Raw genomic sequence first — 19,429 nt, forward strand, 5'->3', positions numbered from 1 at the left:
CAAAAAATATTCGTTGGCCGCCGTAAAACATTGAATAGTATTATTTTGCCTTTTCGCTTCAGAAATTTGCTCGATCAAAAATAGGTCAGAATTTGATTTTTCCACATCGAGTGACTATTTTAAGGGAGAAAATCATTTTCATCATTGCAGCCAAAAGGAGGTTTTAATCGATGGCGGAAGTTAGCCAGAACATCATGGAAAAAGCCGAAGCGCGCTTCATGGAGAAGCAGAAGAAAACCGCGGAACGCAATCAGGCAACGGCCGAATATGTTTCAGAGGCCAAGGCCAGGACCATTAAGACGGCAAGATTGCGGGCGTTGCGGCTGGCCAAGGAAGAGGCCGACCGCGCCGCGGAGGCCCTCAATCCCGTCGCCCCCAAGAAAAAGCGGGCGTCGCGGGCGATCAAGAAAGCAGACGTTGCATCAACGGAGGTCAAGTCATGAGCCTGACATTTCCCAATCGAAGCCGCAGCTACGACGAGGCGGGCAAACGCATCCGCTTCGTCGGCCATGACGGCATGTTCCAGATTTCCTTCTCCGTCGCCACGGATGCCATCTCGAAGGCAGAGTCAGGGACACCAACTGCAGAAGCCACCTATCTCGCCGCCTTCGATACGGCTTCCAGCTCCATCCACGACGTCGCCAGGAATGCCTATGACCGGACCCGCAAGAGCATATATGTGCTGACGGCGGCCGATTTTCGTTAAATCCCGAACGTCATCGCGTTCAGGGCCAACGCGCCAGCGCCTTTGCCCGTCGCTTGACATCTCGGCTGTTCGGCCGATCCGACCATCGCGTCTGCATCGCGCGTGTTCATGCCAACCAAGACCTGGTGCTTAAGCTCGACGGGCTGGCCGGTGAAGCCATCGAAGACGGTCCAGCTGTGCGGATGCTCCATGCGCAGTGCGTAGCGGTTTGCCATTCCGGCATCCGTTTCGTTTCCGCCCCCGATCGATGAATGCGATTGGTCAGGCCTGCGTGATGTAAAACACTGCCGCCAGGACAAGGACCGTCCAAACGACGACGAACAGCTTCAGGGCTAGGCCTCCGTATGAAGACAGAACCTCCCGCATGCGGGACACAATGTTCTTAATGCTTTTCGACATGGTCGGCGCCGCCGCAACGACGACTGGCGTCTTGATCCCAAGCTTTCCGAAAACAGGCAGCAGAGATGGCTCGCGCACGAAAACAACCTCGAAGGTCTGGAGAAACAAACACTCCATAGCACCGTTTTTCAAACGCCTTGCATGTCAAATGAAAGGCGTGGGTAGCCACCTGAGATCCCCCTGATCTGGCGCAGCCACCTCAACGCGGCTACGCTGCAAGCACGAATCGTTGACGACACAAAGGCCTGTTCAGCCGCGACGGGCGAGGGAGAAAACAATGGCCGCGCCGGCTGCCGCGTTGCAGAAGGCCTTGTTCCAGGCGCTGGACGCTGACGGTTCCCTGTCAGCGGCGTTGGGCGGCGCAAAACTATTCGACCATGTCCCGGAAAACATCCCGTTTCCCTATGTGACGTTCGGCCGGACCAGCGTCTATGATTGGGTAACAGGCAGGGAGAAAGACGCCGAGCAGCTTTTCACTCTGCATTTCTGGTCGAAATCCGAGGCCAGGAAAGAAATGCTCGACGTGATGGACATGGTCAGCGCCCGCCTCCAGGATGCGGCGCTCGCGCTCGACGAGCATCACCGCGTCAACCTCAGGCTCGAATTCACCGAGGTCCGTTACGACCAGGATCTTTCAGCCTGTCACGGGCTGCTGCGCTTTCTTGCCGTGACGGAAGAAAACGTCTGACGCGCTTTCAATAAGGCTGCAACACAGTCTAGACTGGCGCCGGGATTTGCCGGGTTGGGGCGGCCAAATCACCGGGGTTGGTTGTGTCGCATACCAGGGGGTGAGACAGGCATATGTTGCAGGCAATGTTCATATCACGTTCAGCACCGATGCGTTAGGACGCTGATCATGAAAACGCTTCGCTCCCACTTCCCAACCGCGACACTTGCTCTCTGCGCTGCTGGTCTGTTTGCGTCGCAGGCGACGGCGCTGCCGGTCGTCGTGCCCGAGCAGAACCGGCCGATCGTCCCGGCCGCCTCCGACTGCTACGCGATCGGTCAGCAGGTCGCCGAGCAGAATGGCGGCACGCTGGCCAAGGCGTCACAGTCGACGCGCGGTGGCCAGCCGGTCTGCGTCATCGTCGTGCTGGTCCCGGGCAAGGATGGGCAGCGTCCACGCCGCACGGAGATCGTCGTTCCGCTGAACTGATGCCTGCCGTATCCCAGGCGCTGGAATCGGCCTATACCTGACGTCCAGCTCCTCAACAGGCCGATTCCTCAACTGGTATGATCCCATATGCGCGTACTCGTTGTCGAAGATGACAAGGACTTGAACCGGCAGATATCCGACGCGCTGGTCGATGCCGGCTATGTTGTCGACCGGGCTTTCGACGGTGAGGAAGGGCATTTCCTCGGCGACACCGAGCCCTATGACGCCGTGGTGCTCGACATCGGCTTGCCGCAGATGGACGGCATCAGCGTGGTCGAACGCTGGCGGCGCGGCGGCCGCAAGATGCCGGTCCTGATTCTGACGGCGCGCGATCGCTGGAGCGACAAGGTATCCGGCATCGACGCCGGCGCCGACGATTATGTCACCAAGCCGTTCCACATCGAAGAGGTGCTGGCCAGGGTCCGAGCGCTCATCCGGCGCGCGGCCGGCCATGCGTCGTCGGAGCTGACCTGCGGGCCGTTGCGGCTCGACACCAAAGCCTCCAAGGCCGATGTCGACGGCGTGCCGTTGAAGCTGACGTCGCACGAATTTCGCCTGCTTGCCTATCTGATGCACCATATGGGCGAGGTCGTGTCCCGAACCGAGTTGGTCGAGCACCTTTACGATCAGGATTTCGACCGCGATTCCAACACAATCGAGGTCTTTGTCGGGCGGCTTCGCAAGAAGATGGGCATCGACATGATAGAAACCGTTCGCGGCATGGGCTATCGAATGCGTGAGCCGGAGGCGTAAGGCGGAACCGCTCAGACAGACTGTAAGGACGCCGCTTTCAGTGCGGTTCGGGCCGCGTTCGCTGGCGTTCCGGGTGATCGCCTTTTCCACGGTCTGGGCGATACTCACCCTGATTGTCATCTTCACGCTGATCACGACCCTTTATCGCCAGGCGAACGAGCGCGGTTTTGACAGCCTGCTGTCGGCGCATCTGTTCAATCTGATCGGCTCGGTCGGCGTGTCCGAAGGCGGTTCGCTGACCGGCGCTCCCGACCTGGGCGACCTTCGGTTCTCGGAGCCGAAGTCCGGCTGGTACTGGTCGGTGGAGCCTGCGTCGGAAGGCGTGAGTGGTGAGTTGCACTCCTCCTCGATGACCACGGCGATCCTGTCGCCAAGCGTCGCCGAGGTTCCGTTCAATGCCAGCTTCCAGCGCAGCTATACGACAGAAGGCATCGATGGCGAGGAACTGGAAGTGTTCGAGAGCGAATTCGTTCTCGACGCGAAAAATCGCGCAGCGCGCTTCCGCGTCATGGGCAACCGGACCGAGCTCGAGCAGGAGATAAGCGCCTTTCAGCGTCGCCTGCTGACCTATCTTTCGCTGTTCGGCGTCGGCATGATCGCCATCAACGCCATCGCCATCCTGCTGGGCCTGCAGCCATTGCGCCGGGTCAGGGACGCTCTCGCCATGGTGCGCGAAGGAACCGCGCAAAAGCTCGACGGTCGCTTCCCCGCCGAGATCGAGCCGCTCGCCGACGAGACCAACGCGTTGATCGAAAACAACAAGCGTATCGTCGAGCGCTCGCGGACGCAGGTCGGCAACCTCGCCCATTCGCTGAAGACGCCGCTGGCGGTGCTGATCAACGAGGGACGGGCGCTCGGCGGTGCCAAGGGCCAACTCATAGCCGAACAGGCCGCCTCGATGCAGAAGCAGATTGACCATTATCTGCAGCGGGCCCGCGTTGCGGCGCAACGCGACAGCGTCGTCTACCGCACGCCGGTGGCGCCGCTGGTCCAGCGCATGGTGCGCGTGCTGCAAAAACTCAATCCGCAGACAGCTCTCTCACTTTCGCTGCCGGCAGTCGATATCGTCTTTGCCGGGGAACGCCAGGATCTGGAAGAATTGCTTGGCAATTTGCTCGACAACGCCATGAAATGGGCAAAGAGCGCGGTCGCTGTGTCGGTGGCGCCAATCTCGGGCAAGGGTGGCTCCGCCAAGAAGAGTGGCGCCGGCAAGGAGGGTGCTGTCAACCTGTTCGAGATCAGTATCGAGGATGACGGCCCGGGCATTCCGGAAGACAAGGCGCGCGAGGCGCTGAAGCGCGGGCGGCGTCTCGACGAGACAAGGCCGGGGACCGGGCTTGGACTTGCCATTGTCGCCGACCTCGTCAACGAATACGGAGGCGTTCTGGCTCTGGAACGGTCCAGCATGGGCGGGTTGAAGGCGGTGGTTCGATTGCGGAGCCTTCACTAGGCCCATGCTTTTTGCTGGGCCGGTCGACATTGATCGACGGTGCGTGATATGGCGGCATGTCGACTGGTCCCGGAGCCGTCGGCCGCGGCCAAATTTCCGACAAACATCGACACTATGGCCACGCCGACTTCCCCGATGGCGCGGCCCCCAGCTTTAACTCAAGAGACCGGTTTTTGGCATGAAGATTCGCGTCGCGCTCGTCTCCGCACTGCTGGCCGTTTCCGGCTGCACGACGCTGGGCAGGAACCCTGGCCCCACGGTGGCGCCGCAGCCGGCCGCAACGCCGCCAAGTGACGGCAAGATCGCGACGACGGTCATTTCCGCCATGGGCGGCGGCCTCGTCAGCGGATCGATCGGTACTGGCTTGAGCGATCCCGAAAAGCGCAAGGCGCTGGAGGCGGAATACAGGGCGCTCGAGTACACGGCGAGCAGCCAGAAGGTGACGTGGAAGAGCGATCGGTCGGCGCATTACGGTGAAGTCGTGCCCGCCCAGCCCTATCGTGTCGGCTCGCAGGACTGCCGACAATACACCCATACGGTGTTTACCGGCGCCGCCGGGGCCACCGCGCGCGGAACCGCTTGCCGCAACGCCGATGGTAGCTGGACGCCGCTGACGTAACGACCGGCCGGATAATGCATGTGGCGCAAAAGCATGCCCTCGGGCCTGACTCGAGGGTGTGCAGCGATCTTGCGATGACGATATGCATGAAAACAACTATCTAAGGTGCGTCGCATGACGCCGGTCGAACGCGACGCGCTTTAGGTCCGGTTGACATCAATCAAGGACATGCGACGCATCTGCCGTCAAAGCGTCGCAGGACGCCTGTGTTGGCAGGGCAGGGCTCTGCCGTTATTGGAAGAAGCATGCTGTTCTGGGTCATAGCCGCCATTCTCACGCTGGGTGCAAGCCTGGCGGTGCTGCTGCCACTGGCCGGCGGCCCGAAGGGTGGTTCGCCAAGCAGCGATCATGACCTTGAAGTCTATCGCGACCAGCTGTCCGAGCTTGACCGCGACGTGGCGCGTGGCCTGATCCAGCCGGCCGAGGCCGAAGAGGCGCGTGCGGAGATCGCCCGCCGCATCCTTCGCCTCGACAATGCCGCCGACAAGGCAGCGGCGCGGCAGCCGTCGATGGCGACCAGGCTGGTCGCGACGGCTGCGGTCCTGGCGGTTCCGCTGGTCAGTTGGGGCTTGTACAGCCAACTCGGCTCGCCCGATCTGCCGTCGCAGCCGCTCAGCGAGCGACTGGCCAAGAATCCCGCCGACAGTTCGGTCGACGAACTGGTGGCACGCGCCGAGGCCCACCTTGCCGCCAACCCGTCCGATGGCAAGGGTTGGGACGTCCTGGCGCCAATCTATCTGCGCATGCAGCGGTTCTCCGACGCAGTGACGGCCTACCGCAACGCTATTCGCCTCGACGGCGACAGCGCAGCCCGCCAGGCCGGCCTCGGCGAGGCGATCGCCAGCGAAGCGGGCGGCATTGTCTCGGCCGATGCCCAGGCAGCCTTCGAGGCGGCGCTGAAGCTCGATCCGGCGACTCCGAAGGCCAGCTTTTATCTGGCGATGGGCATGGCGCAGGAAGGCCGCATCGAGGAGGCGACGGCCGGCTGGCAGAAAATGCTCGCGGCCTTGCCGCAGGACTCGCCCTGGCGCGGCGCCGTCGCGCAGGCACTGGCCGAAACCGCCAGGCGCAGCGTCGCTTCGGGAGTGCCTGCAAAAGGCCCGAACGCCGGGGATGTCGACGCCGCCTCGTCGATGTCGCCGCAGGATAAGGAAGCGATGATCAACACCATGGTTGCGGGGCTTGACGAAAAACTGCGGCAAAACCCGCGCGATGTGGAAGGATGGATGCAGCTTATTCGTTCCTATGTCGTGCTGGGCAAGGCCGATCAGGCGCGCGACGCGCTCAATCGCGGTATCGCCGTTTTTGGCTCCGATAGTGACGAAGCGAAGAAATTCACCGCCTTTGCCGCCTCGCTTGGCCTGACGGCGACGGAGTAAGAAATGACGCGCAAGCAGAAAAGACTGTCGGTGATCGCCGGAGGGTTGGCCTTCCTCGGTGCCGCCACCGGCCTGACCTTCTATGCGCTCGGCCAGAAGGCCTCCTACTTCTACATGCCCGCCGATCTGACCACCGCCAGCCTGCAGCCCGGGCAGCGTATCAGGCTCGGGGGCCTCGTCGAAAAAGGCACGATCGAGCGCGGTCAGGGGACCACCGTCGCCTTTTCGGTGACCGACAACCAGAAGCAGGTCAAGGTCACCTACACCGGCATTCTTCCCGACCTTTTCCGCGAGGAGCAGGGCGTCATCACTGAAGGCATTTTTCGCCCGGACGGCGTCTTCGTCGCCGACAGCGTGCTGGCCAAGCACGACGAGAACTATATGCCCAAGGAGGTGGCCGACGGCCTCAAGTCCAGAGGCGTGTGGCAGGAGAGCAAAAAGTGACTAAGCAGGTTCCGCAAAAGCCTGCCCTCGGGCTTGACCCGAGGGTTCCCACGATTTTGCGGCAAGACCCTGCGGCAAAGCAAAAACCTGGCGGGCTTGGCCACAATGGTTGAAACCGGACATTTCGCACTGGTCCTGGCGTTCGCGCTGTCTTTGGTACAGGCGCTGGTGCCGCTGTTCGGCGCGCGTATCAACAGCCAGAAGATGATGGCCGTCGGCGGTCCGGTCGCGGTGACCGGCTTCGCCTTGACCGCTCTGTCCTTCGCGGCGTTGGCGACGGCCTATGCGACGTCCGACTTTTCGGTGGCCAACGTCTGGGACAACTCGCATTCGCTGCAGCCGCTGATCTACAAGATCACCGGCACATGGGGCAATCACGAGGGCTCGATGCTGCTCTGGGTGCTGATCCTGAGCTTCTTCGGGGCGCTCGTCGCTGCTTTCGGCAGCAATCTTCCAGCGACCCTTCGAGCCAACGTGCTGGCCGTGCAAGGCGCGATCGGCGCCACCTTCTTGCTGTTCATCCTGGCGACGTCCAACCCGTTCGCCAGGCTCAATCCGGCGCCGATCGAGGGCCGCGATCTCAACCCGATCCTGCAGGATCTCGGCCTCGCCATCCATCCGCCGCTGCTCTATCTCGGCTATGTCGGCTTCTCGATCTGCTTTTCCTTCTCGGTCGCCGCCCTCATCGAAGGCCGCATCGACGCGTCCTGGGCGCGCTGGGTGCGGCCATGGACGCTGGTCGCCTGGATGTTCCTGACCGGCGGCATCGCCATGGGTTCCTACTGGGCCTATTACGAACTTGGCTGGGGCGGTTTCTGGTTCTGGGATCCGGTCGAGAACGCCTCGTTCATGCCTTGGCTGGCCGGCACCGCGCTGCTCCATTCGGCGATCGTCATGGAAAAGCGCTCGGCCCTGAAGATCTGGACGCTGTTGCTGGCGATCCTGACCTTCTCGCTGTCGCTGCTCGGCACCTTCCTGGTGCGCTCCGGCGTGCTCACCTCCGTCCACGCCTTCGCCACCGATCCAACGCGCGGCGTGTTCATTCTCTGCATCCTGACACTGTTCATCGGCGGATCACTGGCGTTGTTCGCCTTTCGCGCCTCGAGGTTGACGGCCGGCGGCCTGTTTCATCCGATCTCGCGCGAAGGGGCGCTGGTCCTCAACAATCTGTTCCTGACCACGGCCACCGCCACCGTGCTGATCGGCACGCTCTATCCGCTGGTCGTCGAGGCCGTTTCGGCCGACAAGATTTCGGTCGGCGCGCCGTTCTTCAACCTGACGTTCGGCCCGCTGATGGTGCCGCTCCTGGTCGCGGTTCCGTTCGGGCCGCTGCTGGCCTGGAAGCGCGGCGACATTTTCGCCGTCGCCCAGCGGCTGATGGCGGCCTTCGCCGCCGGGCTTCTGGCCGTGCTGGTGACGGCCTTGTTCATCGACGGCTCGTCGGTGTTCGCTGCACTTGGCGTCGGCCTGGCCTTCTGGCTGATCTGCGGCGCGCTCACCGATATTGCCGTCAAGTCCGGCTTTGGCAGTGTCGCGCCCGGCATCATGTTCAGGCGCTTCGCCGGCCTGCCGCGTTCGGTCTTCGGCACCGCGCTCGCCCATCTCGGTCTTGGGCTGACGACGCTGGGCATTGTCGGCACCCTTTGCTTCGGCACCGAGAAGATCCTGTCGATGCGTGCCGGCGAGACCGTGCAACTGTCCGGCCACACACTGCGCTTCGAAGGGCTCTATCCGACCCAGGGGCCTAACTACAGCGAGGATCGCGGCCGCTTCGCCCTGCTCGGCGCTGATGGAAGCACCACCGCCGTGATCACCTCGTCCAAGCGCTCCTATCCGGTCCGGCAGATGACGACGACCGAGTCCGGTATCAAGACGATCGGTTTCAGCCAGCTCTACCTCTCGCTTGGCGATGAGGCGACCGACGGCTCCGTCGTGGTGCGGCTGTGGTGGAAGCCGCTGGTGACGCTGATCTGGGGCGGCGCCCTTGTCATGATGGCAGGCGCTGCGATGTCGCTGATGGACCGGCGGCTGCGCGTCGGCGCACCGTCCCGCCGCCGCAAGTCGGCGGGCGCCATGCCTTCGGCGAGCCTGCCATGACCGCAAGAAAAACTTCACTGGCCTCCCTGATCCTGCTGCTGACGCTGTTGTTTGCCGGCGCCGCACTTGCGGTGAAGCCGGACGAGGTTCTGGCCGACCCGGCGCTCGAGGCGCGGGCGCGGACGCTTTCGGAAGAGCTTCGCTGCATGGTTTGCCAGAACCAGTCGATCGACGAATCCGATGCCGACCTTGCCCGCGACCTGCGCGTGCTGGTGCGCCAGCGCCTGGTCGCCGGCGATACCGACCGGCAGGTGATCGACTACATCGTTTCCCGCTATGGCGAGTTCGTGCTGTTGAAGCCGCGCTTCAGCCTGCGCAATGCGCTATTGTGGGGCACGCCGGTCCTTCTGCTGCTTGCCGGCGGGATTTTCATCGTGCTGACCGCCCGGTCGCGCCGTTCGACGCCTGCGGCCACGCTCACCGCCGAGGAGAAGGCAGCGTTGGACAAGGTTCTGGGTAACTAGTTCGGCCCGGCCGCCCCGTCGCCAAGACCGCGGCCGTGTCACGATGTCTCGCGACCAGGTGACGAACCGCTTCAAGCCTTGTCTGCGCGCCTGGCTTCCGACGCTTCGATGATGGCGTCGATTTCCGCCATGGCTTCGTCGTGCGGCACGACACGGCCAGCTGCCGCATCGGCCATGCCGCGTTTGATGCCTTCGATGATCTCAAGCTCGCGATCGACATAGGCCGATATCGCCTCGGCCGCGAGGAAGGATTTGCTGCGCCGCGTGTCGGCGGCGATCCGCTCCAGCTTCAGCTTGGTTTCGGACGAAACCCGTATCGTCATGGTGGCGCTTGCGGTCATGGTGAAAGCCTTGTGCTGAACTGTGTACAACATAGGGCAACGGGCGGGCGCAACCAAAGGGTTGGTGCCTGCAAACATTACCAAAGTTTCATGCACTGGAAATGGCGCCGTAATGTGCGCGCCTCTATTTCTCTTGGCCGAGGATGCCGAGCGAAGCGCATCCCTTGAAAGAGGATACGAGACCCATGAATATTGCCCCCAATTCACATTCCCGCACCCGCAAACGCTTGATGGCCGCCGCCGCATCAGTGGCCATTGCCGGCGCGATCGGCTTCGGCGCGGTTGCCACCGGGACAGCCCCCGTCCTGGCCGAGGCCGTGCGTGTCGAGGCGCCTCAAGTTCCGAGCTTCGCCGACGTGGTCGAGCGCGTTTCGCCGGCGGTCGTCAGTGTCCGCGTCAAAGCCAAGATAGAATCGACCGCCGACGACGGCTCCGACATGCCCGACGCCTTCGGCAATCTCCCCGACGATCCGCAATTGCGCCGCTTCTTCAGGGAGTTCCGTGGCTTTGGCGATCAGGATGGCCGGGATGGAATGCGACGTTTCGGACGCGGTGACCGCCAGCCACGCCCGGTCGCCCAGGGGTCCGGCTTCTTCATCTCCGAGGATGGCTACCTCGTCACCAACAACCATGTCGTCGGAGAGGGCTCGTCCTTCACGGTGGTGATGCATGACGGCAAGGAACTCGACGCCAAGTTGGTCGGCACAGATCCGCGCACCGACCTCGCAGTGCTCAAGGTTGAAGGCGACGGCAAGTTCACCTATGTCGACTTCGCCGACGATTCAAAGGTTCGCGTCGGCGACTGGGTGGTGGCCGTCGGCAATCCGTTCGGCCTCGGCGGCACAGTCACTGCCGGCATTGTCTCGGCCCGTGGTCGCGACATCGGCGCCGGTCCTTATGATGATTTCATCCAGATCGATGCCTCGGTGAACCGCGGCAATTCGGGTGGCCCGACCTTCAACCTTAACGGCCAGGTCGTCGGCATCAACACCGCGATCTTCTCGCCGTCCGGTGGCAGCGTCGGCATTGCCTTCGACATTCCCGCCTCGACCGCCAAACAGGTCGTGCAGGATCTGATGAAGGACGGCACCGTCCAGCGCGGCTGGCTTGGCGTCGAGATCCAGCCGGTCACCTCCGAAATCGCCGAATCGCTCGGGCTGAAGTCCGACAAGGGTGCGCTCGTTTCCAGCGCCCAGGACGATGGTCCCGGCAAGGAGGCCGGCATATCGGCTGGTGACGTCATCACTCAGGTGGACGGCAAGGACGTCGCTTCGCCGAAGGAACTCGCCCGTCTGATCGGCGCCTACCCGCCCGGCAAGCCGGTCGACGTCACGCTGTGGCGTGACGGCAAGAGTGAAACGGTCAAGGTCGACCTCGGCACGCTGCCTTCGACTGACAAACAGGCTTCGGCCGACCAGCAGCCTTCGGTTCCACCAAAGGCCGATACACTGGCCGATCTCGGTCTCACCGTCACCAGGTCCGACGATGGCAAAGGGCTTGTGGTGACCGATGTCGATCCCGACAGCGATGCTGCCGATCGCGGGATCCAGCCCGGCGATGTCATCACCTCGGTCAATTCGACGGAGGTCAATGGCACCGAGGACGTCGCCAAGGCCATGGCCGACGCGGTGAAGTCGGGCCGCAAGGCGGTGCTGATGCAGATCACCCGCGAGGACAGCAACCGCTTCGTCGCGCTGCCTGTCGCCAAGGGCTGACGTTCCAGACTCTTCCGATGCGGCGGTTTCAAACACCCGAGCCGTAGCATGGGAAAGCACGGGGCTTGAATACGTTAGTCAGTCATCGTGTTCCGGCCCAGCGGCAGCGGGCTCCCATCGCCCGCTGCCGCTCGAATAACAGAGCAGTCGCCCAAAGTGTGAAACGGTTTTGGGATGACGACATGCTCAAACAACAAAGCATGTCGCCCAAATCCGAGGATGCGGCGGCTCGACGCCAATAACATTATAAAACAAAGACTTACTGCTCGTTCTTGAATCATTTTGTTCGCGATACACCTCGAGGCCATGATGCCTATGCCGGCCACTCAATCTTCCAGCGAAATCGCGTATAACGGTCCCATGAAGATTCTCGTCATAGAAGACGATCGCGAAGCGGCCGATTACCTCCAGAAAGCCTTTACCGAGGCCGGGCATACCGCCCATGTCGCCGGCGACGGCGAAACCGGCTTCGCGCTCGCTGACTCCGGCGACTATGACGTGATGGTCGTCGACCGCATGCTGCCGCGCCGTGACGGCCTGTCGGTCATCGCCGGTCTGAGATCCCGAGGCAAGACTACGCCGGTGCTGATCCTGTCGGCGCTCGGCGAAGTCGACGACCGGGTCACCGGCTTGCGGGCCGGCGGCGACGACTATCTGACCAAGCCCTATGCCTTTTCCGAGCTTCTGGCCCGGGTCGAGGTGCTGAACCGCCGCGCCAGCGCCAGGGAGGCCGAAACCGTCTACCGGGTCGGCGACCTCGAACTCGACAGGCTGTCGCATTCGGTACGGCGCGCGGCCCGCGAGATTACGCTGCAGCCGCGCGAGTTCCGCCTGCTCGAATATCTGATGCGCCATGCCGGCCAGGTGGTGACGCGCACCATGCTGCTGGAAAATGTCTGGGACTATCATTTCGATCCGCAGACCAACGTCATCGACGTTCACGTCTCGCGGCTGCGCGGCAAGATCGAGAAGGGCTTCGACAAGCCCATCCTGCACACGGTTCGTGGCGCCGGCTATATGCTCAAGAGCGGCTAGCATGGCCCTTTCCATGCCGGCCATCATGAAGACGACGGCAGCGCGGCTTTCGGCGCTCTATCTCCTGCTGTTCGCCATCTGTGCGGTGCTGCTCGTCTTCTACATGACCTCGCTGTCGGCGCGCATGCTGACCGGCCAGACGCAGGAGACCATCAACGACGAGGTGCTCGGCCTCGCCCGGGTCTATCAGCGCGGCGGCTTGCCGCTGCTGGTGCGGGTGGTCGAGCAGCGCTCCCGCCAGCCCGGCGCCAACCTCTATTTGATCGCCGATGCCAACGGCCAGATCCTGACCGGCAACGTGCAGAGCCTGGAACCCGGCGTTCTCGTGGCCGAGGGCTGGACGACGGAGCCGTTTTCCTACCGGCGCTTTGGCGAGGGCGAGCTCGAGCGGCAACGCAACCCGATCGCCGACCCGAACGAACCCAGCCAGAGCGAAGTCCAGGTCGAAGGCGAGAAGGGCCACAACGCCATTGCCTTGGTGCTGCGCCTGCCGAACCAGATGATCATGCTGGTCGGCCGCGATCTCGGCGAGCCTGAGCGGTTCCGCGCCGTCATCCGCCGCGCCTTGACGTTGGCGCTCGGCATGATGGCGCTTGGCGGAATTTTGATCTGGTTCTTCGTCGGCCGCGCGGCGCTGAAGCGCATCGACTCGGTGTCGCAGGCCAGTCGCCGCATCATGGGCGGCGACCTTTCCGGCCGGCTGCCGGTCACCGGGGCCGGCGACGAGTTCGATCGGCTCTCCGAAAATCTCAATTCCATGCTGGCCAGGATCGCGACGCTGAATGAAGGGCTGAAGCAGGTCTCCGACAACATCGCCCACGATCTGAAGACACCGCTGACCAGGCTGCGCAACCGCGCCGAGGCGACGCTCTCCGGCAAGCACAACTCCGCCGCCTACCGGCAGGCGCTGGAAGCGACCATCGCCGAGTCCGACCATCTGATAAAGACCTTCAACGCCATCCTGATGATCTCAAGGCTGGAGGCGGGCTATTCCTCAGAAATCACCAGCCGGGTCGATCTGGCTGCTTCCGTGCGCGATGTCGTCGAGCTCTACGAGCCGGTGGCGGAGGAGGCGGGAGTGACACTCGAGACCTCTGTGCAGGACGGCTTCGCCGTTGAAGGCAATCGCGAGCTGATCGGCCAGGCGCTATCGAACATCGTCGACAACGCGATCAAATATTCGACCGACTCGACAGCCAAGCCGACCGTTCGCGTGGCGCTCGATCGCGTCGGCAGCGAAATCAGGCTTTCCGTCACCGACAACGGCCAGGGCATTCCCGACGATGCCGATCGCGCCAGGGCGACCGAGCGTTTCGTGCGGCTGGAGAAGAGCCGCTCGCAGCCGGGTTCCGGTCTCGGCCTCAGCCTCGCCAAGGCGATCATGACATTCCACAAAGGGCGGCTTGATCTCCTGCCCGCCAATCCTGGATTATCCGTCGTCATGAGTTTTCCCGAACGGGAGGATCGCTGATGGCGGTGAAGGCGGCTGCGGAACACACCAACTGGCTTCTGAGGCCGGCGGCAAGGCTCGTGCCTCTGGATCAGAACCGAGCCCGGGGGGAATTGTCGGAGATCGCTTCCGCAGCGCAGGAAGAGGGGCTTGCCGTGCTGGCGAAATTCCTGGCCGGCGAGGGCGCCGTCCAGGAGTTTCTCGCGGCAGTCTTCGACCTGTCGCCGTTCCTGCGCGACACGGTGCGCCGCCGCCCGCAGATCCTAGATGCGCTTTTCGATGAGACCGTCGAGGCGCGGCTGGCGTCGATCGGCGCCGCCATCGGCAAGGCCGCGCGGGCGGAAGCCATCTCTGAAAACGGCCTGATGATGGAGTTGCGGCAATGGAAAGCGGAAGCGCATGTCCTGATCGCGCTGGCCGATCTTGCAGGCGAGGCCGAAACTGCAATCACAGTACGGCGGCTGAGCGATCTTGCCGACGCCTGCACCCGCGCTGCCGTCGACTTCCTGCTTCGCGACGCGCACCGACAAGGCAAGCTCAAACTGCCGGATCTCGAGGATCCGGCGCGCCGGTCGGGCTGGATCCTGCTCGGCATGGGCAAGCTTGGCGCGCATGAGCTGAACTTCTCCTCCGACATCGACCTCGTCGTTTTTTTCGACCCGCAAGCGCCAGCAGTCGTCGATCCGCTCGATGCGACGGAGCTGTTTTCGCGCCTGACCCGCCGGCTGGTCCGCATGCTTCAGGACCGCACCGAACACGGCTATGTTTTCCGCACCGACCTCAGGCTTCGTCCCGACCCCGGTTCGACGCCGCTGGCGATCCCGGTCGAGGCGGCGCTGCGCTACTACGAGGCGCGGGGCCAGAACTGGGAGAGGGCCGCAATGATCAAGGCGCGTCCGGTGGCCGGCGATGTCGCCGCCGGCACTGCGTTCCTGAAGGAGCTCCAGCCCTACATCTGGCGCAAATACATGGACTATGCAGCGATCGCCGACGTCCATTCGATCAAGCGCCAGATCCATGCCCACAAGGGTCTTGGCGAGATCGCGGTGAAGGGCCACAACGTCAAGCTCGGCCGCGGCGGCATCCGCGAGATCGAGTTCTTCGTCCAGACTCAGCAGCTCATCGCCGGCGGCCGCTTCCCCGAACTGCGCGGCCGCGAGACGGTGCCGATGCTTGGCCAGCTTGCGGCACGCGGCTGGATCACTGCCGATGCGCGCGATACGCTCACAAGGCAGTACTGGCTCCTGCGCCGCGTCGAGCACGCCGTTCAGATGGTCGCCGACGAGCAGATCCACATACTGCCGGACGATGACGAAGGGCTCGAACGCATTGCTCGCCTGCTCGGTTTTGCCGATGCGGCGACCTTTGCCGAGGCGTTCCGCGCCGCACTCCATCAGGTCGAACGCCACTACGCAGCGCTTTTCGAGACCGCGCCCGAGCTTTCGGCGGGCATCGGCAATCTGGTCTTTACCGGCGATGTCGACGACCCCGATACGTTGCAGACCCTGCAGAGATTGGGATTCCAGCGGGCGAGCGACATCTGCCGCGTCATCCGCGGCTGGCATTTCGGCCGCTATCGCGTCACCCAGTCAGCCGAGGCGCGCGAGCGGTTGACCGAACTGACGCCGGCGCTGCTGCAATCCTTCGGCCAGACGCGCCGCGCGGACGAGGCGTTGATACGCTTCGACGAATTCCTTGCCGGTCTGCCCGCCGGCATTCAGCTGTTCTCGCTGCTCCACTCCAATCCGGCTCTGCTGAAGCTGCTGGCGACCATCATGGGCGCGGCGCCCCGGCTGGCCGCCATCATCACACGCCGGCCGCACGTGTTTGACGGCCTGCTTGATCCGGCCCTTTTGACCGAACTGCCGGACCGCGCCTATCTGTCCGGCCGTCTCGCCGCGTTCCTCGAGGGCGACAGGGCCTATGAGGACGTGCTCGACCGCTTGCGCATCTTTGCGTCCGAGCAAAAATTCCTGATCGGCGTCAGGCTGCTTGCCGGCTCGATCGATCCGGCGCGCGCCGGCCGTGCCTTTTCCGATCTGGCCGATCTCACCATCGACGCGGCGCTGCGGGCGGTCATCGCCGAGTTCGCGCTACGCCACGGTCGCATCGCCGGCGGCACGGTTGCGCTGCTCGGCATGGGCAAGCTCGGCAGCCGCGAATTGACGGCCGGCTCAGACGTCGACCTCATCCTGCTCTATGATCACGACGCCGATGCCGAAGAATCCGATGGCGACAAGCCGCTCGCCCCGTCGCACTATTACGCCAGGATGACGCAGCGGCTGATCGCTGCGGTGTCCGCGCCGACCGCCGAGGGCGTTCTCTACGAACTCGACCTTCGCTTGCGGCCGTCCGGCAACAAGGGGCCGGTGGCGACCCATGTCGATGCCTTCAAGAAGTACCAGCGCAAGGACGCCTGGACCTGGGAGCATATGGCGCTGTCAAGGGCCCGCGCGATCGGCGGCGATCAAGCGCTATGCGCCGAGGTCGAGACCGAAGTGGCACAGGTGCTTGCCCTGCCGCGCGACAGCGCCAAGGTGATGGCCGAGGCGGCCGAGATGCGCGCGATGATCGAGAAGGAAAAACCGCCGCGCGATCTCTGGGACATCAAGCTGATCCCGGGTGGTCTCATCGATCTCGAATTCATCGCGCAGGTGGCGGTGATCACGGGAAAGGTCGAAGCCGGCCGCCGGGTCACCGGGACGGCGGACGTGCTGTCGAGGCTGGCGCCGGATTTCGCCGAGGCGCAGATCAGGCAGGAGCTTTGCGATGCCTATGCGCTCTATCTGGCGCTGACCCAGATGACGCGGCTCTGCCTCACCGGCGTATTCGAACGCGACGACGTTCCGCCGGGGCTTTCGGATCTGCTACTGGCGGTCACCGACCTGCCGGATTTCGGGGTGCTGGAAGCGCACCTCAAGGAGACGTCGCAAAATGTCAGGAAGGATTTTGGCTTTTTGCTTCGTGTGAATGAGTAGTGAGTAGTGAATGGTGAATGGAATTAGATATTCACTACTGACTATTTCACTATTCACTATTCACTAGTCAGGCGGCGGCCCTGACTGGCTGCGTCGGCTTCCTGGTCGGAATGCGCACCGACACGATCGTGCCGGTGCCTTCGGTGGAGCGGATTTTCAAGGCGCCGCCCTGAAGCTCGGCCAACGAGCGTGAGATGGCAAGGCCAAGGCCGGAACCGGCATGGCTCTTGGAAAACTGGTTCTGCACCTGCTCGAACGGCCGCCCGAGCTTGCTCAGCGCCTCCTTCGGGATGCCGCAGCCATTGTCTTCGATCGTCAGCACCAGAGCGCTGGAGGTGTTGCGGGCCCTTACCGCAATGCGGCCGCCCTGGCCGGTGAACTTCACCGCATTCGACAGCAAGTTGATGATGATCTGCTTGATCGCCCGGCGGTCGGCGAACAGCGTCAGCGAATCGGGGATGCGTGTTTCGACGGTGATCGACTTTTCCGCCGCCTGCAGCGAGATGACGCGCACCGTTTCCCGCATCAGCGGGCAGAGGTCGATCTCCTCTTGATCCATCGAGAACTGGCCGGCCTCGATCTTCGACATGTCGAGGATGTCGTTGATGACGCCCAGAAGATATTTGCCGCTGCCGTTGATGTCGGTGGCGTATTCCTCATAGCGCGGCGAACCCAGGGGCCCGAACAGCGCCTGTTCCATCAGTTCGGAGAAGCCGATGATCGCGTTGAGCGGCGTGCGCAATTCATGCGACATGTTGGCCAGGAACTCGGATTTGGCCCGGTTCGCGGCCTCGGCGCGCTCGGTTTCCTTCATGTATTTGTGATTGAGCTCGACCAGTTCGCGCGACCGCTCTTCCTCTGCCCGGCGGGCAAGGCTGAGGTCATGGATCGTCGCCATCAGCCGGCGCTCACTGTCGACCAGCTTCTCCTGGTGCAGCTTGATCTGGGTGATGTCGGAGCCGACCGAGACGGTGCCGCCGTCCCTGGTCCGCAACTCGTTCACCTGCAGCCAGCGGCCATCGGCAAGCTGCCGCTCGAAGGTCACGCCGCCTTGCTGACCGTTGGTGTTGGCAAGCCGGCGCTCCGAAGCGAAGGCAAGCATGCGATCTTCGAGAACGGCGCGCGAGGCGCCCGGCATCACGTCGCGATCCGACAGGCCGTTGTCCTGCTGGTACTTGGAATTGCACATGATCAGGCGCTGGGCCGAATCCCAGAGCACGAAGGATTCGTTGATGTTTTCGATGGCCGTTCGCAGGCGAAGATCCGCGGCCTCGGAGCGCAGCGCCAAATGCCGCTGCTCGGTGACGTCGACGGCGATGCCGATCAACTGGATCTCCGGCGCTTCCGGGTCGATCACCTGCGCTCTTGCGCGCATCCACACCCATTGTCCGTCGGCGTGGCGCATCCGGAACACTTGGTCGATGTGGTCGATCTCACGTGCGACGATCCTGTTGGCGAGTTGGAATAGGTCGCCGTCCTCGGGATGGATGATCCCGTCGACCTCGCCGAACGACAGCATCGTGTCGCAGGGCTCATAGCCCAGCATGTCGTACATCGAACGCGACCAGTACATCTTGCCGCGCACCATGTCCCAGTCCCACAGGCCGCAGCGGCCGCGCACCAGCGCCATGTCGATGCGCTGGTGCGCTTCGAGATAGATGCGGTCGGCGGTCTGGGCGCGCGCCGCCTGGCCGAAATAGGCATAGAGGACGATGATCAGCACGCCGGCCGTCAGCACGAACAGCGTGACGTTGAGCGAAACGGTCTTGCGCCACGTGTCGAAGACCGCATCCTGCGGGACGAGCGCTGCGGCAGCACCATTCCTGCCGTTTGCCAGGCTCACCGCGGCATACCAGTCCTGGCCGCCGATGCTGACCTCCATCACCCCGGCGCGGTCGCCGAACAGGAACAGCGGTTGACCGCCCTGGGCGATGGCGTCGAGCGACCGCCCTTCCCAGCCCGTCGATTGCGGTGTCACGGCAACGATCTTGAACGCGCTGTCGGTGACCGCAAGCACGTGGCTTCGGCCCATGGCGCCCTGACGGCTGATGCCCTCCAACAAGTCCTGCGTCGCGCCAGGCGTCGAGGCCATGTTCGCATCGACGCTGATCGAACTGGCCAGTTGGCCCGCCGCGAGCGAGAGGATCGCCTTGGCGTCGCGTTCCACGTCGTCGCGCTCGTGCATCAGCGACAGGAACCGCAGTGCCGCGATGACAATCAGGAAAATGATGATGAGGGCCGGTATCGATCGGCGCAGCAATGGCTCGGCTGCCAGAAGCCGTCGGTAGGCGGGTTCGGCGATCAGCCGCGCATTGCCGGCAAGACCGTCGCTTCCCGCCTCACGCTGCTCAAAACCCGTCCCTCCGGGCGCGCCCCACGCGTCCGCCTTCGCCATAAATGGCTCTCCCCGATCTTAAATCTGCTTGACGATCCGGCGACGCCG

At 63.4% G+C, this 19,429-nt stretch carries 19 protein-coding genes; 15 read left to right on the forward strand and 4 right to left on the reverse strand.

All coding sequences use genetic code 11. The features are described from left to right. Positions 1 to 170 precede the first annotated feature (170 nt). A complete protein-coding gene (locus AC0L2M_RS14755) occupies positions 171 to 443 on the forward strand; it encodes a hypothetical protein (protein WP_027152776.1) in 273 nt (90 codons plus the stop codon). Next, entirely contained in the window at positions 440 to 706 is a 267-nt protein-coding gene (locus AC0L2M_RS14760; RefSeq protein ID WP_027152775.1) for a DUF1488 family protein, read from the forward strand. Before AC0L2M_RS14755 ends, AC0L2M_RS14760 begins: the two co-directional genes overlap by 4 nt. Here the strand turns inward: AC0L2M_RS14760 and AC0L2M_RS14765 are convergent. Together AC0L2M_RS14765 and AC0L2M_RS14770 are read right to left on the reverse strand one after the other, a co-directional pair. Continuing rightward, the gene (locus tag AC0L2M_RS14765; protein ID WP_473535235.1) at positions 703 to 921 is read right to left on the reverse strand and encodes a hypothetical protein; all 219 of its coding nucleotides are present in this window, start codon (positions 919 to 921) and stop codon (positions 703 to 705) included. The genes AC0L2M_RS14760 and AC0L2M_RS14765 overlap by 4 nt on opposite strands. 46 nt (positions 922 to 967) lie before the next feature. Continuing rightward, positions 968 to 1,213 (reverse strand): hypothetical protein, encoded by a 246-nt coding sequence (locus AC0L2M_RS14770; protein WP_236371796.1) that lies wholly within the window; start codon positions 1,211 to 1,213, stop codon positions 968 to 970. A 169-nt stretch (positions 1,214 to 1,382) separates the two neighbouring features. Here AC0L2M_RS14770 and AC0L2M_RS14775 point away from each other — a divergent pair, with 169 nt between their 5' ends. The 9 genes from AC0L2M_RS14775 to AC0L2M_RS14815 all read left to right on the forward strand — a co-directional run bounded on the left by AC0L2M_RS14775 (position 1,383) and on the right by AC0L2M_RS14815 (position 9,467). After that, positions 1,383 to 1,793: a DUF3168 domain-containing protein gene (locus AC0L2M_RS14775; protein WP_473535236.1), complete on the forward strand. Its 411-nt coding sequence runs from the start codon at positions 1,383 to 1,385 to the stop codon at positions 1,791 to 1,793. 168 nt (positions 1,794 to 1,961) lie between these two features. Then, complete coding sequence (locus tag AC0L2M_RS14780; RefSeq protein ID WP_473535237.1) at positions 1,962 to 2,261, forward strand: hypothetical protein; 300 nt, start codon at positions 1,962 to 1,964, stop codon at positions 2,259 to 2,261. An 87-nt stretch (positions 2,262 to 2,348) separates the two neighbouring features. Beyond that, the gene (locus AC0L2M_RS14785; RefSeq protein WP_023800820.1) at positions 2,349 to 3,014 is read left to right on the forward strand and encodes a response regulator transcription factor; all 666 of its coding nucleotides are present in this window, start codon (positions 2,349 to 2,351) and stop codon (positions 3,012 to 3,014) included. Then, positions 2,998 to 4,464 carry an ATP-binding protein gene (locus tag AC0L2M_RS14790; RefSeq protein ID WP_128172669.1) on the forward strand — a complete coding sequence of 489 codons (1,467 nt, stop codon included), beginning with the start codon at positions 2,998 to 3,000 and terminating at the stop codon, positions 4,462 to 4,464. The genes AC0L2M_RS14785 and AC0L2M_RS14790 overlap by 17 nt, the downstream gene beginning before the upstream one ends. 178 nt (positions 4,465 to 4,642) lie before the next feature. Continuing rightward, positions 4,643 to 5,083: a hypothetical protein gene (locus AC0L2M_RS14795; RefSeq protein ID WP_023800818.1), complete on the forward strand. Its 441-nt coding sequence runs from the start codon at positions 4,643 to 4,645 to the stop codon at positions 5,081 to 5,083. A 245-nt stretch (positions 5,084 to 5,328) separates the two neighbouring features. After that, positions 5,329 to 6,462, forward strand: a complete 1,134-nt coding sequence (gene ccmI / locus AC0L2M_RS14800; protein ID WP_023800817.1) for a c-type cytochrome biogenesis protein CcmI — start codon at positions 5,329 to 5,331, stop codon at positions 6,460 to 6,462. Between the two features lie 3 nt (positions 6,463 to 6,465). Further along, a complete protein-coding gene (ccmE, locus tag AC0L2M_RS14805) occupies positions 6,466 to 6,906 on the forward strand; it encodes a cytochrome c maturation protein CcmE (RefSeq protein ID WP_023800816.1) in 441 nt (146 codons plus the stop codon). Between the two features lie 105 nt (positions 6,907 to 7,011). Beyond that, positions 7,012 to 9,003 carry a heme lyase CcmF/NrfE family subunit gene (locus AC0L2M_RS14810; RefSeq protein WP_473535238.1) on the forward strand — a complete coding sequence of 664 codons (1,992 nt, stop codon included), beginning with the start codon at positions 7,012 to 7,014 and terminating at the stop codon, positions 9,001 to 9,003. Continuing rightward, positions 9,000 to 9,467, forward strand: coding sequence for a cytochrome c-type biogenesis protein (locus tag AC0L2M_RS14815; RefSeq protein WP_128172672.1), 468 nt, complete (start codon positions 9,000 to 9,002; stop codon positions 9,465 to 9,467). The genes AC0L2M_RS14810 and AC0L2M_RS14815 overlap by 4 nt, the downstream gene beginning before the upstream one ends. 71 nt (positions 9,468 to 9,538) lie before the next feature. On the opposite strand, the gene AC0L2M_RS14820 is transcribed toward AC0L2M_RS14815, so the two are convergent. Beyond that, a complete protein-coding gene (locus AC0L2M_RS14820) occupies positions 9,539 to 9,808 on the reverse strand; it encodes a CopG family ribbon-helix-helix protein (protein ID WP_091590846.1) in 270 nt (89 codons plus the stop codon). A 185-nt stretch (positions 9,809 to 9,993) separates the two neighbouring features. Here AC0L2M_RS14820 and AC0L2M_RS14825 point away from each other — a divergent pair, with 185 nt between their 5' ends. The 4 genes from AC0L2M_RS14825 to AC0L2M_RS14840 all read left to right on the forward strand — a co-directional run bounded on the left by AC0L2M_RS14825 (position 9,994) and on the right by AC0L2M_RS14840 (position 16,986). Next, entirely contained in the window at positions 9,994 to 11,523 is a 1,530-nt protein-coding gene (locus AC0L2M_RS14825; RefSeq protein ID WP_473535239.1) for a Do family serine endopeptidase, read from the forward strand. 360 nt (positions 11,524 to 11,883) lie between these two features. Next, positions 11,884 to 12,558, forward strand: a complete 675-nt coding sequence (locus AC0L2M_RS14830; protein WP_023800810.1) for a response regulator transcription factor — start codon at positions 11,884 to 11,886, stop codon at positions 12,556 to 12,558. Position 12,559: 1 nt separating this feature from the next. Next, positions 12,560 to 14,029: a sensor histidine kinase gene (locus AC0L2M_RS14835; RefSeq protein ID WP_287064264.1), complete on the forward strand. Its 1,470-nt coding sequence runs from the start codon at positions 12,560 to 12,562 to the stop codon at positions 14,027 to 14,029. Further along, on the forward strand, positions 14,029 to 16,986 hold the full coding sequence (locus AC0L2M_RS14840) for a bifunctional [glutamine synthetase] adenylyltransferase/[glutamine synthetase]-adenylyl-L-tyrosine phosphorylase (RefSeq protein WP_473535240.1): 2,958 nt from the start codon (positions 14,029 to 14,031) through the stop codon (positions 16,984 to 16,986). Before AC0L2M_RS14835 ends, AC0L2M_RS14840 begins: the two co-directional genes overlap by 1 nt. Positions 16,987 to 17,053: 67 nt before the next feature. On the opposite strand, the gene AC0L2M_RS14845 is transcribed toward AC0L2M_RS14840, so the two are convergent. Next, positions 17,054 to 19,381, reverse strand: a complete 2,328-nt coding sequence (locus tag AC0L2M_RS14845; protein WP_473535241.1) for a PAS domain-containing sensor histidine kinase — start codon at positions 19,379 to 19,381, stop codon at positions 17,054 to 17,056. Between the last annotated feature and the right edge of the window lie 48 nt (positions 19,382 to 19,429).

This window comes from Mesorhizobium sp. WSM4806 (genome assembly GCF_055811635.1).